This window comes from Streptodolium elevatio, from assembly GCF_040649515.1.
Classification (GTDB): domain Bacteria; phylum Actinomycetota; class Actinomycetes; order Streptomycetales; family Streptomycetaceae; genus Yinghuangia; species Yinghuangia elevatio.
The window spans coordinates 35,749-49,802 of the sequence record NZ_JBEZFP010000012.1; the positions used below are offsets into that span (position 1 = coordinate 35,749).

The following is a 14,054-nucleotide window of genomic DNA, read 5'->3' on the forward strand; positions in this document are numbered from 1 at the left end:
GCCTTACCTCCGGGCGCTGAGCTGCTGGTAGATCTCGGCCACGCTGCGACGGCGCTTCTTCTCGGTCTTGCGCGCCTTCTTGTCGGCCTTCGGGCGCGGCCACTCGGGGAGCTTGGGCGGACCCTTCTTGCCCCAGTTGCCGGTGGCCCGGGTGTTCTGGTTGAGCGCGTCGAAAAGATCGGCGGTCATGTGGCGATCCACACCCCAGCCGAAGAACTGCTTGCCGCCAGCCGCGAGAGCGACGGTCAGGGAGGTGTCGGGGAGCCTCTGCACCAGGACCATGACGAGCGCAGGCGAGGGCCCGCGGCCCTCGATCACGGCTACGAGGTCAACCCCGTAGTAGTGGAGGAGGTCCGGGTACAGGCCCTCGCCGTACTCGTCAATCAGGCGGCAGAGGCTCAGGCTTCCCCCACCTGCGTCCCCGCGCTGTAGCTCTCGAAGACCTGGGCGAGGAGCGCGAGGTCGCCGTCGATGAGCTTGATCAGCTTCTCGACGGGCCGCTTGTCCTTGGCCACGAGCCGGATCGCATCCGCGAGAACGTCTGCCTGGTCGACGCCTTCGTCCTCGGTGTCCAGGTTGTCTTGGAGGGACGCCAGCTCGGTGCGCTCCTCCTTGGACAGGCGCAGCGGGTTGCGCAGGATGACGGTCGTGCCGTCGCCGAGGTCGATGTCGGTCGAGCCGTACTTCGCGTCGGCGGCCTGGCGGATCGCGTCGAGGGTGAACGTGGCCATGGGGTGCGGACCTCCAAGGGGTATGCAGGGTGGGGATGTCGGACCGTCGGGAGATGCCTCCGATGGAGGCCCCAGCGCGCACGGAGGTCCGCACCACGTGCGCGCTGGGGAGTAGGGATTACGCGTTGCCGGGCTCCCACGAGTCGCCGTCCCAGTGGGCGTGCGAGGTGTCGCCGAGGATGACGTGCTGGCCGGTGGTCCACGCGGTGAGCGGGGACGCGGTGACGGTGCCGAGGTCGGCGATGTCGAACGGCGCGGTCGCACCAGACGGGGTGAACGCACCCGGCGAGCCGGCGGTGGCACCGGTCGCCACGACGCCGCCCAGCGGGGTGATGGCGTACGTCCAGGTGTTCGAGGAGTAGGCCATGGGCTTCACGCCGAGCGGGAGGCCGGCCAGGGACTCGGTGTCGCCGAAGGACACGTCATCCGCACGGTAGATCTCGGACTTGGGGGCGTAGAACGCGAAGTGGTTCTCCCCGTCGACGAAGACCGCGAGGAAGGCACAGCTCGTGGGGATCGGATCCGTCGGCACACCGACCGAACCGTCCGGCAGCGTCGGGGCGTTCGAGCCGTAGTACAGCTTGAGGCCCGCCGAGTCGAACTGCTGGAGAGTAAACGCCATCGTCTCGGTCCGCGCGCTGTACTTGGTGCGGAGGCTCTTGTTCTGGAGGGAGCCAATGGTGGTCGCCTCGCCGCCTTCGGAGGTGATCGAGAAGATCTCCTCCAGGCTGGTGTGGCCGACCGCTTCCCAGGGGGACAGTGGGGCCAGGAGGTCGCTCGGCATGGCGGTGCCGGTGGGGGCGGTCAGATAGTTGCCGCTCCCGATGACGAGAGTTGCGGCGTCATTCAGGGACACTCGGGGGACTCCTTACTCGCGCACGCGAAAGGGCCCCGGTGCGCGCGGGGCGTCGGCCGAGGCTCGGGTCGTGCGGGGTGGTGGTTACAGCGGGAACGGGCGAGCGCGGGGCTTGCGGATCTCGACGTCGTATTGCGTCTCGTAGCGCCACACGCCCGTGGGGAGGTCGGCGTACTGCACGGGGCCCGTGGCGGTGGCCCAGTCCGTGGCGCGCCGCGGGGCCGAGGCCATGTCCACGCGGATGATGTGGCCGAGGCCCGGATAGACCTTCTGGTTCAGCCACGCGTTGCGCAGGACGACACGCACCGCTTCGGCCAGGATCGCTGCGTCGGTGTCCCCATCCGGGTCCGGCGCGAACGACTGAATTGCGATTCGCGCAGCGTCAGTGAAGCGGGAATCCCCGGTCCACGCGCCGAAGTTGCTGTCGCGCCGCACGAGAACGAACGGGAACGTCTGGTCGCGCTCGATAAGCGACTGCACCTTGATTCCCGGCAATCCCTCGCGCAGGACCACCAGAAGCAGATCCTCGACCGGTGACAGCTCTGCAAGCGCCTTAATCTCGGCGGGAAGTCCGGCCACGACGAGCACCACCCTTCCGCCTCTGGACGATGCGAACGTGCCTTCGCGCCTTCGGTCCGCCGCCGCGCTTCGTGGGGACTCCGGCCGCGCGGGAGAGGATGCGTAGGCCCTCGAAGCCGCCCACGGTGTACTTATGGGTCCGACCGTCAAGCATCCGCATGGTCACGTCGTAGGAGCTGCGGCCGAACTCGATCGAGAGCGCGGAGTTCGGGTCGCCCTGGGATCGGCTCGTCGTGTCCTCCAGGATCACGTACCGGTCCACCCACCCGCTTTCGGTCTCGATGTGGGCACGGTCAACGGCGACGCTGCCACCTCGGCCCCTAGCGGACCTGGCCTCGTTCAGGAACTCATCGGCCTTGGCCTTGATCTCGAACTGCACGAAGTCGAGTTCGGCCTGCACTCCGTCCATCACGGCGAGAAACCGCTCCAGCGGCATGCCGTTGACGCGCTTCTCCCACTGGACGCTCACGGGCGCTCGCGGATGTCGATCGACCAATGGCGAGTCCGGCGCGTCCCGTGATGGTAGGCGGGTGGCGTGACGATGTCCCACTGCGTTCCGAGGACTTCCACCCGCGACCACAGGGTCACGTCGGGGATGTGCGCGTCCACGATCATCCGCGTGATGTTGATCTGCTGCTGACCAGGAACCTCGGCTCGGGCCGAGCGCTGGGGAATCAGCGCGCAGCGCACTTCGGTCGGCCCGGCCGGGTCGGCCACGAGAACCTTGTTACCGCGGCTGTCGATGTGCTCGACCGTCTTCCAGATCCGCGCGACGACACCGCGCCTACGTTGCAGGGAGCTCACCAGGGCTCCTCGGGGTCTGCGTAGTAGGGGAACGGCTTGGCGTCCGGGGTCGGCTGGGCAACCGGCACCAGGCCGACCGCGACGGGGCGCTGCACTGAGTTCCACGCGGACACCGCGACCGAGGTGAAGCCGGTCTGCTTGCCCCCGAGGGCGGCCAGGAGGTTCCGTTCCTCTGCGGTGAACTCGACGGATCCGGCGTCCTCTGCTGCCTCGTCGGACCAGGCCAGCGACTCGTCGCCCGCACGGGATTGCGTGTAGCCGTCCGGGTTGGTCATGTGCCGCCGGCACGCCTTGAGCACCAGGGTTCGCACGAGGCGCGGGGCCTTGGTCGGGTCGGGCCATTCGCGACGGGCGTAGTGCCGGGCGAGATCGCTAGCGTCCTCCAGGGCCGCTGTTGCGATGCGCTCCTCGTCGGAGTCGAGCGTCCAGTGCAGACGTGCCTTCAGCTCGTCGAGAGTTGCGAAGTCAGCCAAGACCCTCCTTCCTTGCCCGCGAGCCGGGACAGGGCCAGTACAATTAGCACACCCTGGCCCGGCTCAGTGAGCGCGTTAGACTCCAGCACCGTCCGCAGCACCCGAGACGCCCGTGATCGCGGCCAGCTCGACCTGCTGGACGTCGGGGCCGTCCGGGTCCGGGAGGATGTCCGTGGTCGCGTCGAGGTCGAGCTTGATCGCGCGCACGAAGTGCTCGTGCTCGGACACGAAGCCCTGCGACGGGTTCTGGTTGTCGCGGCCGATCAGGACGTCCGTGACGGTGCGGAAGCCCTTGTAGGTGTTGACGATGCTTCGGTCGGTCAGGCGCATGGAGTCGTAGTCCCGGATCCAGCGCAGGGCGACGCCGTTGTAGGACGCGGACGCGCCGAACGGAACGCTCTGCGGGACGCTCGGGGCGCCGGTCGCGAAGATGAACGCGGACCGAACCATCGCCACCGCGAAGTCGGCCGGAAGCTCGTCGCTGGTCACGATGCTGAAGCCGTACCGACGGCCGATCGTGGCCTCGCGCAGGGCGCTGACCGCCTCGGCCTCGCCGACGTTGGACGCCAGGTTCAGCTTGTCATCGCTCAAGAGCGCTGTCTCCCAGGCAGAACCGACCAGAAGGATTCGGCCCTCCTTCGGAACGCGGAAGGCATTCAAGACCTCGCGGGCCCGGATCAGCGTGGCGCGCAGGTCGCGGCCGGACTTGGCGCCGCCCAGGACGACTTCGTACGGGGCGTTGATGACGTGGTCCACGGCCTGGTACTCCAGGCCCTTGCCGATCGCCTCCGTCTGCTTGGACACCAGCTTGGCCCAGCCGTCGAGGTCGAACTCGTTCTGCTCGTCCGTGAGCTGGAGGGCGCTGTAGACGTCCCCGCCGAACGTGACCTGAATGGTGCGCTCGGAGTAGGTGTCGAACTGAAGCTCAGTCGACCGGTTGTTGCGCCAGCCGTACGTGCGGTACGGAAGGACGCCTTCGACCTTGATGTTGATCGCGTCGTTCTTGGCGCCCTTGAACTGGTCGATGCCCTCGCGCTGGAAGACGGCGGGAACGACCAGGGCCTCTTCGAGGGCGACCGCCGCGGTCGCGGCGATCTTCTCGGGCTTGACGTTGTCGTGCGGCGTGTAGGCCACTGGATGGGTCTCCTGTCAGTCGGGAGGCCTGGGTGCAATTAGCACACTGAGGCCGAGCGTTAGTAGCGGCGCTTGCGCGCAGCCCTGGCGGCCTTGACGGGGTCGAAGTCGTCCGTCCCGTCGTCGGGATCGAGGCCGCCGCCGAGCGTTCCGAGGGCCGGCAGGGCGATGAGCTTCGAGAGCTCCTTCGCGTCGGCCTCCAGCTCGGCTTCGGTGTCGCCCTTCAGGCGTGCGGCCAGGGCTTCGGGCAGCTCATGCTTGGCTGCCACCTTGCCGAGCAGGTTCGACCGTTCCAGCGCGGCAATCTGCGTCCGCAGCTCGGCCGTTGCCGTCTCGAACTCCTCGACTGTCTTGGAGTTGGCGAGCTTGGCTTCCACCTCGCGCAGCTTCGTGCGGTAGTTGGCCGCCTCGGCGTTCGCGTCGGTGAGCTTCTTGCGCAGGACGTCAGCCGGTACTTCCTCGTCCGGCTTCTCTTCCGTCGGCTCCTCGCCCGGAGGCGTCTCGCCCGTCGGAGGCGTCTCTTCGGATTCGCTGCTGGGGGTTTCCTGCTCGGGCACTGTTACGCCTCCTGGGCGCTCGTCGATCGCCGAGCCTCCTGGGCTGCGGCCTTCTGCTCTTGTCGGATGAACCGGCGCCAGGCGGACACAGCCGCCGTGCCGGACAGGCCGCGTGTGACCTTCGGCCACAGCTCCTGATACCGGCGGTTCAGCTCGTACAGAGCCGAGTCGCCGTACTGCGCGCGGCTGTAGACCGGCTCCGCGTAGCAGTGGCAGTTGTCGTGATATGCGTCGCCGTCCGCGAACTCCGCGGATCGCTGCGACTTGTAGACCGGGCCGCGACTGATCAACATCGCGCACCACCCACACGGCGTTCCGGTACGAGAGAGGCGGATATAACCGACCGCCCGCCGGTCGCGCTGCATGTGGTTCCACACCGCCGACCGGCCGCCGTTCATGGCGACGCGCTGTGCGGCTGCCGCCTGCTGGGCGCCCGCCTGAAGGTGGGCCTCCTCGCGGAGCGCATCCACATCGCGGGCGGGCCGGTCGTGGTCGATCGCGTCGACCTTGCGCTCCAGATTGGCCAGCCCGAGGGCTTCGAGGACAGTCCTCAGCTCCTGCTCGGCCGCCCGCTCGATCTGCTCCTCGGCCTCGCGCAGCCCCTCCAGTTCCTCCACCAGAATGCGGTCGGGGTCGTCCGCCGACTCCTGGTCGGAGGTGCCGTCCCATACATCGTCAGGGGGCGCAGGATCGCTGCTAGCGACCTGGTCAGACGGGTCCGAGGTACCGGCCGGCTGATCTTCGGAACGCCCCTCCAGGGGGCGCCCAGCGGTGCCGGCCAGCTCCGCGAACTCGCGACGCAGAACATCGAGCGTGATGTACGTCGGCTCGGGGTGGTACGGGTCCGCCACCGTCGTCCCGGTCCGCAGGGCGCGGACCAGGCGGTAGTAGGAGCGGGCCAGGTCGCGGCTCATCCGCCGCCGGGTCATCACCAGCGTGATCGCCCGCCGCAGCCAGGAGGCCGCGGTCGGGGCCCGGCTCGTCACCGGAACGTCAGCCCACAGGGCGATGGCGTCCTCGACGGTGCTGACCCCGATCTGAGTCAGCGCCAACTGGAAAACGGCGGACGCCTCTTCGGCCTCGGCCTGTCGAGCCGGGGTCGTCACGCGGCAACCGCCTCACGGGGTGCCGGCGGCGCGCCCGCCTCGGGTGTGGCCCGCCGAAGAGCGCCCGCGAGCTGGCGTACGGAGTCCTCCTCCTCGGCCATCTCTTCCCACAGCTCGTACTCGGTCTGAGTGATGCCGGGGACGCGCTTCCACAGGCCCCGGGCCGGGATGCCCAGCAGCTCCTTGAGCTTGCCGAGCGCATCCGCGGACTTCGCCAGCGACCGCGACTCCATGTCGCGCCACTGCACTTCGCCGCGGAAGTCCTCGGCGGAGGAGACGTCGCCGTCGAGCTCTGCGGCCAAGCGGAAGACCCGCTCCCACGCCTCGCCGAAGGCCGACCGGAACTCCGCGACCATGCGACTCAGCGCAGTCTCAGCCGCTTCCAGTGCTTCCGCAGACAGGTTGGCGATCTGGCCAAGCAGGTGGTGCGGGGGCGTCTGGCTGATCGCCGACAGGTGCCGGATGCTCATGTCGATCGACTCGATGAACCCGCCGAGCGGCGTTTCGTCGAGCGACCCGAACTTGACGTCCGGGTCTTCGGCGAACAGGAACCTTCTGGCGTTGTGGTTGATCGGCAGCGGGATCGGGTTGCCACTCTCGTCCAGCCTCGGCTGGACCCTGACCGCCTGCTCGGGGTCGGTCGTAACGTTGCCAGCCTCGTCGACCATGTCCATGTAGGTGGGCGGGGCCATGCCCGTCACGGTCCTGACCTTGACCGAGGCGTACGTCTGCGCCACCAGGAGATCGAAGATCGTCTGGTTGATCCTGTTCTGGATCGGGATCATTGGCTCGACGACGCCGGTCGTGCGGCCTTCGAGGTCCACGTTCGCCGCGAAGCGCGTGACGGGGCACTCGGAGGCGCCGTGCTTCTTGAGGCGCCTGACCACGACCTTCTCAGGGTCGCGCTTGGACTCGTACGTGACGGCGTACTCGTAAGTGCCGTCCCACATACGGGCCTTGCCCTTGGTCTCATCCTTGGGCTTCGTCAGGATGGTCAGCGCGGCGTACGGCTCGTCGTCGTTCGCCGGGTCCTCGTACAGGGCCGCGGTCTTCTTGGCCGACAGGCCCTTGGAGACAACGCCCTTACGGGTCTTCTCCGTCAGGACGAACGAATGGCCGAAGCCGAGCGCACCGCGGTACACCGCGGCCTGGCGCGCGTCGAGGCGCGAGCGCTGCCAGTGCTCCCATTGGGGGCTCTTCGACGACGACGCCTGCGGCAGCCCATCGGAGGGCGAGCCGGGCCGGAAGCCGTCCACGTACAGCGCCTGGGCCGGGGTTCCGACCAGGAGCGGCATCCAGTTGGACACCGATCGCTTCGCGAGCAGCTTGTACTCGTCGTCAGCCTGCGGAGGCATGTACGGGTCGTCGTGCTTGCCGCGGATGTAGTTGTCGATCCGCTGGAGGCGGCCTTCGTCCCTGTCGAGGATGGCGAGGAGTTCCCGCGCCAGCGCGAGCGGGGATGGGCTGGTCATGCCTTCACCACCTTCGGTACAATTAGCACACCGTCACAGGAAGTAGCCCCGGCCGGTCCGCTGCTTGGTCTTCTTGCCGCGTACACGCAGCTCGTGAAGCGCCTCGTGCGCGAGCATCAGCGCGGCGTAGGCGTCGATCTTGCGAGGGCTGTCCTTGGATTCCTTGCCGAAGGACAAGCCGAAGTTGTTGGTGCGGCGCCGCGCATTCAGTACGTGCCGGCGCAGCGTCAAGTCGCCGTCATGGGCGAGCTTGCGATCGAAGATAGTGCGCACCAGCCGCTCGTGCGCCAGCGTCACAGCCTTCTGCGAGCCACGCATGTCCCAGCCGACGTGGTCTTTCCCGTACGGCGACGAGACCGCCAGGCCCTCGCCGTACGTCTCCGACCACTCGGTGATGTACGACTCCCACAGGGCGACGTCGGCGAAGAACGCCCGCACGGTGAAAAGGCGAAACGCCTCGTGCACTGCCCCGTCGACCTCCGCGCGAGGGACGACCCACCCTTCACCCTGAGGCCCGTCCGGGCACTCCCAGATACCGAGCACGAACGCGCACATGTCCCGAACTCGGAGGGCCACCAGAGCTGTTGCATCGGAGGACTTGCCGCCGTCGAAGCCGAGAACGATCTCATCGCCTGGCTTGAGGATCTTGGACTCGTCGCGAAGCGGATCCCACTCCGCAGGCCCGTAGATGGCGTCCTCTTCGGCCACGACCTGGTTGAGCCACATGCGGCGCGAGCGCGAGGGGGCGATCGTCGCGTCCAACACGGACTGGATGATCGAGTCGACGTTCAGCCAGACCGCGTCACCGCGGATCTTCGGAACGACGATGCGCAGCGCCTCCGCGGTAAGCGGGGTATCCGGGTGCGCCTCGATCGAGTCGTACAGGTAGCCGATCTGGGCCATGCGGCCTTCGCGGATCTTCTCCCAAGACTCGCGCATGCGCTCGGCGACCGAATCCTCGCCGGGCAAGTAGGCGTTGGTGATCGCCAGGTAGCGACTGTCCTGCTTGGTCGCGTTGCCGTCGATCGTCTCGTACATCTTGTGACCGTTGTTGCCAGTCACCCAGTGGTGCGTCTCGTTCAGCAACGTGAACGTCGTCCGCTTGCCCTCCAGGGCGCGGTAGCTCGACGTCACGGCTTCAAGTCGGCACTTCCCGCCGTTGGCGCGGATCAGGACCGCGCCGTCCTTGACGTTGTATTTCGCCTTGAAGGCGTCCGACATCAGGGACGGAATCAGGGCCATCGTGTTCGTCGTCTGGCTCTGATTAACCGCGGTGACCTGGACCCAGGCCCGCGGATGCGGAACGCCTACGGGCTCCCCGGCCTTGTCCCAGTGGGAGAAGCGGCTCGGGCCGCACAGCTCGACGAGGCAGAGGACTGCAAGCAAGGGGTCCTTGCCCCAGCCTTTCATTCTCTGCAAGACGCCCTTGCGGTTGATGAACCGGCCGGCCCCGTCGACCGCGTACCAGTGCAGGACGAAGCGGAGCTGTTCCTTGGTGAACTTCCAGGGGCCGCCGTCCTCTGCGAGGAGGTATTCGGAGCACCAGCCGGCGATCTGCCAGCCGAGGGTCTTGACCGGCAAGACCCAGCGCCCGAAGGCGTCCTTCTGCCAGGTGGGGCCGATGAATGTCGGCTCCAGGAGGTCGATTTCCTCCGGAGTGAGCACTGCCTGTTGGGCCACAGCTCACCCCCCGGGGTCAGTCCAGCCCGAGGTCTCGCTTGTAGTCGGCGATGGCAAGAACGGAGGCCGGCGTCGTGTCCGGCTCGGGCTCCTGAAGTTCGATGCGCACGCGGCGTCGGTCGCCTTCGGTCACCAGGAGGTTGCCGAGTGCGGAGTACAAGGTCTGTGCCATCTGCGAGGAGCGCTTCGCCGACTTCTTGTAGTGCGAGAGGTCGTCGCACAGCGCGTACGCCAGAGCCCAGTCGGACTGCTGGTAGAAGTCGGCCTGACCGCTCTTTTTCAGCGACTCGTAGAGCTGCTTGGCGATCGGGTGCCAATCGGGGTCGGCACGCGGAACACGCACGGATCGCATGAGACCGCGCTTGGTCTCCTGCTCGTCCGATCCCTTGCGGGACCGGGGGCGAGCTAGGTCTTCCTCGCGGTTCGGGACGGGGCCACGAGCACCCACCGGTCACCTCCTTCAAGAAAGAAGTCAGGCCCCTGGGCCTGGCATCCAGGGGCAGGGCGCCGCGCCAGGAGGGGGCCTGGGGCGCCTGGCGCTCAACAAGGCGGAAAGCTCGGAGCGCCAATCTCTACAGCAGGCCCGGATGGGCCTCGCCTCGACGGAACCGCCGCTCGATTCGGCGACGCTTGGCGGCTTGGGCCGCCGCACCTTCTCGGGACGACTTGCGCTGGTGATGCCACCCGCAGAGCGATCGAAGGTTGGCTTCTCGATGGTCGTCACCAGCGACGATGTGGTCTACGTCCGTTGCCGGCTCGACGCAGCGTGCACCCGCTTGGTCTAGCGCGGTGCACTGTCCTCCGTCTCGCCGTAGCACTCGGACACGGATCTTGGCCCAGTCCTTAGGCAGGCGCAGACGCCTGTCGGAACCCTCCCAGCCCGGCATCAGATCACCGCCAGACTGGAGGTAGCGCCCTCGGTGACGTCCTACCTGGACAGGTAGCTGCTCGAAGCGGTCAACCCGAGGGAAGTTCTTGTACTTAGACAAGACGTGAGGGGCTTGGGCTAGCGAGGCCCGCCAGGGCCTCAAGCCTCAAGTAGTAGGGGCTTCATCCAGCGAGGCCCGCCAGGGCCTCAAGCCTTCTGGCCTGCACTTCCACTTCTACTTGTACTTATAGAGATGCAAAATGATCTTGGAAAGTCAGGGCGCTTCTCGTGTGACGTGGCTCACAAATCCACTTGGGGCAAGCCGCAGGGCCGCCTGACGGCGGCCACGAAGCGAAGAGGCAGCGGCGAGACAGATGGAGGGCACAGGGGCGCCCTGACGGGCGCCGCAGAGCGAAGCCGGCTAGCTCTCTGGGGCGGCGTAGCCGCCCACGTATGCAGGTCTCCTCAGTTGCCAAGAGCTGCTTGGGCCTGGCCCAAGATCTCGGCCGAGACTCGTCGGCCTCGGGCTCGCACCTCGGGGTCCTTGCTCGCGAGCTCGACTCGTTCAGCGAAGTGGAAGCGTCGAGCCGTCTCCGGGAACCGTTCGATTTCGATCACGACTGCCCACTTCAGCACGAACGTGTGAAGGGGCCTCAGGCTGTTCGCCTCCAAGGCTTGGGCGACCGCCCTGGTCTGGTCGTTCTGCAACTCGGCCAGCCGATGCGGCACGATCTTCGCCACTGCATCCCGCAACGCTCCGGGGGTGCGCTCCGGTCGGGAAATGACCGGCGTACCGGCAAAGGCCGCCATGTCCTCGGCGACCTGCGCGATGTGCTCCAGGCGCGGAATCAGCCGGTCGAGGGCGGCACTGAACTCCTCGAAACCCGCGGCCTGGGCAAGGGAACGGACTTCGTCCGCCGTATTGCGAAGGCCGGCGATGTCCGAGGTCTCCCCCTCCGGATAGAGGGCCGAGACTGAGACGCCGAGTCCATCGGCAAGGAGTCGGAGCACGCCAACGCGCTGGACCGGCTGGACGCCTCGCTCGACTTGGGATACCCAGCTAGCCGTGCGGCCGATGGCCTCGGCTAGCTCGTCCTGCTTCAGTCCGCGTCGCTTGCGCAGTTGCGCAACACGCGCGCCAAATGCCCGTCGCTCCTCGTCTCGGTCTTCGGTCACCTCGGCGAGACTACCTGCACGGCCCACTGTCGCCCTTCGGAAGGTCAGCTAGCTATCTGGCGCACTTTTGCCGGCGCCCTCTGCTGCGTAAAGCTCCATGAATCGCGAGGCGAATGCGACCTCCGCCTCCCAGGCACTTGCCCGCATCTCGGGCTCAGACACACCTTCGATAGGGATGGAGCCAGCGTCGTCGGCCTCGTGCATCACGTTGTGCCAGAACTTCATCCGCCCTCGCGCGATGATCAGTTCCTTGTCCGTCGAGTGCCACTCGGGAAGCGTCATGCCTTCATTGTGGGGACGACTAGCGCCCCTCAGGGCAGAAACGTGGACACGCGAATCCCAGCCGACCGGCAGGCCCGGCGAGGCTGAAGGCGACGTTGCCCCCTGCGGATCGCCCCTGAAACCGTGGCGCGATCTTGGCCGCTAAGACTGGGCGATCCGCAAAAGGCCGGCCGAGGGGTCATACCCCCACCCCCTATGGACAGGCGTCCACCGCAACCACTACCCTCCGCGCGCGTCTTCCCTTGGGGCCGAGGGCAAGGGCCCGGACCAACGGCCTACGGCACGCCTGCTAGCCGCTCAGGCAGCCGCTTAGGGCCCTTTCCGGGGCATCGGAAACAGCCTCTGACCTGCGCGATTGGACACGGTGTGCAAATTGGCCTAGTGTTCTCGGCGTAAGGTCAACCAACGGACGGAAGGGCAGGCCAGATGCGGGCCAACTTGCACACCGACAACCCACACGGGTAAGGTCGGAGCCGCTAGGCAAGCGGTACCCGCCGGACTCAACTCCCAGTGATCGCACGATGCGTAGGGAAGTAACCGGCAGATGGGAACCAAGCCAAGCGAAGTGCAATTTGCACACAGCATCGAAAGCCTGCTAGCGTCTGAGGCGCAGAAATCAAGCGGAGGGGAGGTGATCACGATGAAGGCAGTTCGCGAATTCGTGCAGGTCAAGCCGCATGTAACCGCGAGTCTTGCGGGCCGTGTGTGCAAATTGCACAAGCGGCGCGAGTCCGCTATGGTGGGCATCGCCCAGGGTGTCCGCAGTCCACTCCGGTGGGAGCCTCGCGGTCCTCCGCTGCATCGGTGCAGCTCTCGGTGGGGTGCGCTGATTGCACCCATGCCTGCACAAGGCCAGTCCGGAGTGGGCTGGTAGCAGGGGACGGCACTCCGTGAAGTCGACGGAGGCTCTAGGTGGGGCATCTCACCGATGATGGGCCGACGTGGGCGGATCCAGGGACCGAAGCCTTAGGAGTACAGCCAACGCGATAGGCGCAGGAATGCGCCCCGTATGGTCCTGGTCAGGCTGTGAACCGTCCCATTTGGGATAGGCGCGGCTGGGGGCGAACTCGGGTGCCCGAGTGAGCGGCTTTAAGCCAGGGAATCGTGCGTGAATGCTGCGGCCGGGGCTCGCCATCCTTCCGGATGGTCCGGTAAAACCGGATCGAACGGAAAGGACGGAACCGGGAAACCGGATCCGGAACGGAAGGGGAAAATGGCGGGCCGAGTGAATCCGGAGCTAGTCCCGAGGGTTTGCTAGAACTCCAACAACTTCATATCGAGTAGGCCGCCAAAGAGCGGGAAAGACCATCCGATTCCCCCGGGTGGCAGGGCGGGAAAGCTTTCGCCCGGTATCCCTCATCCCCTCCTAGCACGAGGGGGCGCGCACCTAGTGCGCAACCACGGTAGTAGGCCCCCCGCAAGGGGGGCCGACCACCACCCCCATCCGGCCCTGCGAGGGGTGCGGACACGGCATCACAGCCAAGCGGGGGGCAAGGTCCCGGCAACCCGTCCGGTCGACCGAAACGACGACAACGAAGGGCCGTCATGAACATACGCACGTCGGCCGGCACTGCGCGCTGCGCGGAATGCCTGGACACCTGCTTTACCAACGGTTTCACCTCCGACCCGTGCATCTACTGCGGTGGGGTCACCCTCTGGTTCGACGAGTGCAAGCGGAAGCGAATCGTCGGCCGTCGGTGGCACTACGAATTCGGTTTCCGCGTCTCCCTCGTCACGGTCGACGGAGTGGAGACCAGCGAGGAACTGTGGAGCGAAGAGGAATTCGTGTCCGCGTGGGCCGGACAGCTCTCGTACGGGCCCCAGTACGTGTGCGGGGATGCCTCCTGGTTCATCGGCGAGTCGATCAGCGTGGACTACACCCCGGAGCCCGGGGTCACGCTTCAGGTTGTCGCCGTGGTCACCCTTCCCCTCGTCTGACCCAGTGTGCTAATTTCACTTAAGCCGCACGTGTGCTAGTTTAGCCAAGGAGAGAGAACATGACCGCCAAGGCCCAGTACGTCGCGACCTTCGGTGTCAGCGAGACGACCCACCGCTTCGTCGGGGGGCACAGCTACACGCGCCCCAACCGCACGGCGTGCGGCCGGACGGGATTGATGGGCATCAACCACCTGGCGTCCGGCCGCCCGATCGAGATCACGTGCAAGACGTGCCGCCGCGTGAAGCCGGTCAAGGGCGTCTCCCTGGTCAAGACCGACGGCTCGATCCACGCGGGCCAGGTGCAGGCACTCATCAACAAGGGCCTGCGCCAGAACAAGCCTTGGGCCCTGCAAATGCACTTTCGTCGGACGTTGGTGTGCTAATTGGACCAAATGACA

17 protein-coding genes are annotated in these 14,054 nt (G+C 66.8%); 2 read left to right on the forward strand and 15 right to left on the reverse strand.

The genetic code is table 11. The annotated features are described in order from the left end of the window. Window positions 1-3: 3 nt before the first annotated feature. The 15 genes from AB0C36_RS06965 to AB0C36_RS07035 form a co-directional block, all read right to left on the reverse strand. Window positions 4-318, reverse strand: coding sequence for a hypothetical protein (locus AB0C36_RS06965; protein ID WP_358350370.1), 315 nt, complete (start codon window positions 316-318; stop codon window positions 4-6). 80 nt (window positions 319-398) lie between these two features. Beyond that, a complete protein-coding gene (locus tag AB0C36_RS06970; RefSeq protein WP_358350372.1) occupies window positions 399-731 on the reverse strand; it encodes a phage tail assembly protein in 333 nt (110 codons plus the stop codon). Between the two features lie 118 nt (window positions 732-849). Beyond that, on the reverse strand, window positions 850-1,587 hold the full coding sequence (locus AB0C36_RS06975; protein ID WP_358350374.1) for a phage tail tube protein: 738 nt from the start codon (window positions 1,585-1,587) through the stop codon (window positions 850-852). Between the two features lie 84 nt (window positions 1,588-1,671). Beyond that, window positions 1,672-2,178: a hypothetical protein gene (locus AB0C36_RS06980; RefSeq protein ID WP_358350377.1), complete on the reverse strand. Its 507-nt coding sequence runs from the start codon at window positions 2,176-2,178 to the stop codon at window positions 1,672-1,674. Next, complete coding sequence (locus AB0C36_RS06985) at window positions 2,141-2,635, reverse strand: hypothetical protein (protein ID WP_358350379.1); 495 nt, start codon at window positions 2,633-2,635, stop codon at window positions 2,141-2,143. The genes AB0C36_RS06980 and AB0C36_RS06985 overlap by 38 nt, the downstream gene beginning before the upstream one ends. Beyond that, the gene (locus AB0C36_RS06990) at window positions 2,632-2,970 is read right to left on the reverse strand and encodes a phage head-tail adapter protein (protein ID WP_358350382.1); all 339 of its coding nucleotides are present in this window, start codon (window positions 2,968-2,970) and stop codon (window positions 2,632-2,634) included. The genes AB0C36_RS06985 and AB0C36_RS06990 overlap by 4 nt, the downstream gene beginning before the upstream one ends. Beyond that, complete coding sequence (locus AB0C36_RS06995; RefSeq protein ID WP_358350385.1) at window positions 2,967-3,443, reverse strand: hypothetical protein; 477 nt, start codon at window positions 3,441-3,443, stop codon at window positions 2,967-2,969. Before AB0C36_RS06995 ends, AB0C36_RS06990 begins: the two co-directional genes overlap by 4 nt. 75 nt (window positions 3,444-3,518) lie before the next feature. Continuing rightward, complete coding sequence (locus AB0C36_RS07000; RefSeq protein WP_358350388.1) at window positions 3,519-4,577, reverse strand: phage major capsid protein; 1,059 nt, start codon at window positions 4,575-4,577, stop codon at window positions 3,519-3,521. 59 nt (window positions 4,578-4,636) lie between these two features. Continuing rightward, window positions 4,637-5,134, reverse strand: coding sequence for a hypothetical protein (locus AB0C36_RS07005; protein ID WP_358350390.1), 498 nt, complete (start codon window positions 5,132-5,134; stop codon window positions 4,637-4,639). Between the two features lie 2 nt (window positions 5,135-5,136). Next, a complete protein-coding gene (locus AB0C36_RS07010) occupies window positions 5,137-6,240 on the reverse strand; it encodes a VG15 protein (RefSeq protein WP_358350393.1) in 1,104 nt (367 codons plus the stop codon). Next, on the reverse strand, window positions 6,237-7,712 hold the full coding sequence (locus AB0C36_RS07015; protein WP_358350396.1) for a phage portal protein: 1,476 nt from the start codon (window positions 7,710-7,712) through the stop codon (window positions 6,237-6,239). Before AB0C36_RS07015 ends, AB0C36_RS07010 begins: the two co-directional genes overlap by 4 nt. A gap of 33 nt (window positions 7,713-7,745) precedes the next feature. Further along, the gene (locus tag AB0C36_RS07020) at window positions 7,746-9,392 is read right to left on the reverse strand and encodes a terminase (protein WP_358350399.1); all 1,647 of its coding nucleotides are present in this window, start codon (window positions 9,390-9,392) and stop codon (window positions 7,746-7,748) included. A gap of 16 nt (window positions 9,393-9,408) precedes the next feature. Continuing rightward, a complete protein-coding gene (locus AB0C36_RS07025; protein ID WP_494410242.1) occupies window positions 9,409-9,840 on the reverse strand; it encodes a phage terminase small subunit in 432 nt (143 codons plus the stop codon). Between the two features lie 885 nt (window positions 9,841-10,725). Beyond that, window positions 10,726-11,436, reverse strand: coding sequence for a helix-turn-helix domain-containing protein (locus AB0C36_RS07030; protein ID WP_358350405.1), 711 nt, complete (start codon window positions 11,434-11,436; stop codon window positions 10,726-10,728). Window positions 11,437-11,484: 48 nt separating this feature from the next. Beyond that, window positions 11,485-11,718, reverse strand: coding sequence for a hypothetical protein (locus AB0C36_RS07035; protein ID WP_358350408.1), 234 nt, complete (start codon window positions 11,716-11,718; stop codon window positions 11,485-11,487). Between the two features lie 1,545 nt (window positions 11,719-13,263). On the opposite strand from AB0C36_RS07035, the gene AB0C36_RS07040 reads away from it, so the two are divergent. Together AB0C36_RS07040 and AB0C36_RS07045 are read left to right on the forward strand one after the other, a co-directional pair. After that, window positions 13,264-13,656, forward strand: a complete 393-nt coding sequence (locus AB0C36_RS07040; RefSeq protein ID WP_358350411.1) for a hypothetical protein — start codon at window positions 13,264-13,266, stop codon at window positions 13,654-13,656. A gap of 59 nt (window positions 13,657-13,715) precedes the next feature. Beyond that, entirely contained in the window at window positions 13,716-14,039 is a 324-nt protein-coding gene (locus AB0C36_RS07045) for a hypothetical protein (RefSeq protein WP_358350415.1), read from the forward strand. Window positions 14,040-14,054: the final 15 nt, after the last annotated feature.

What these genes read in the sequence shown, in the direction of transcription:
- AB0C36_RS06970 (WP_358350372.1), bottom strand. Translation starts at nt 731, where the DNA reads ATGGCCACGTTCACCCTCGACGCGATCCGCCAGGCCGCCGACGCGAAG.
- AB0C36_RS07015 (WP_358350396.1), bottom strand. Translation starts at nt 7,712, where the DNA reads ATGACCAGCCCATCCCCGCTCGCGCTGGCGCGGGAACTCCTCGCCATC.
- AB0C36_RS07035 (WP_358350408.1), bottom strand. Translation starts at nt 11,718, where the DNA reads ATGACGCTTCCCGAGTGGCACTCGACGGACAAGGAACTGATCATCGCG.
- AB0C36_RS07040 (WP_358350411.1), top strand. Translation starts at nt 13,264, where the DNA reads ATGAACATACGCACGTCGGCCGGCACTGCGCGCTGCGCGGAATGCCTG.
- AB0C36_RS07045 (WP_358350415.1), top strand. Translation starts at nt 13,716, where the DNA reads ATGACCGCCAAGGCCCAGTACGTCGCGACCTTCGGTGTCAGCGAGACG.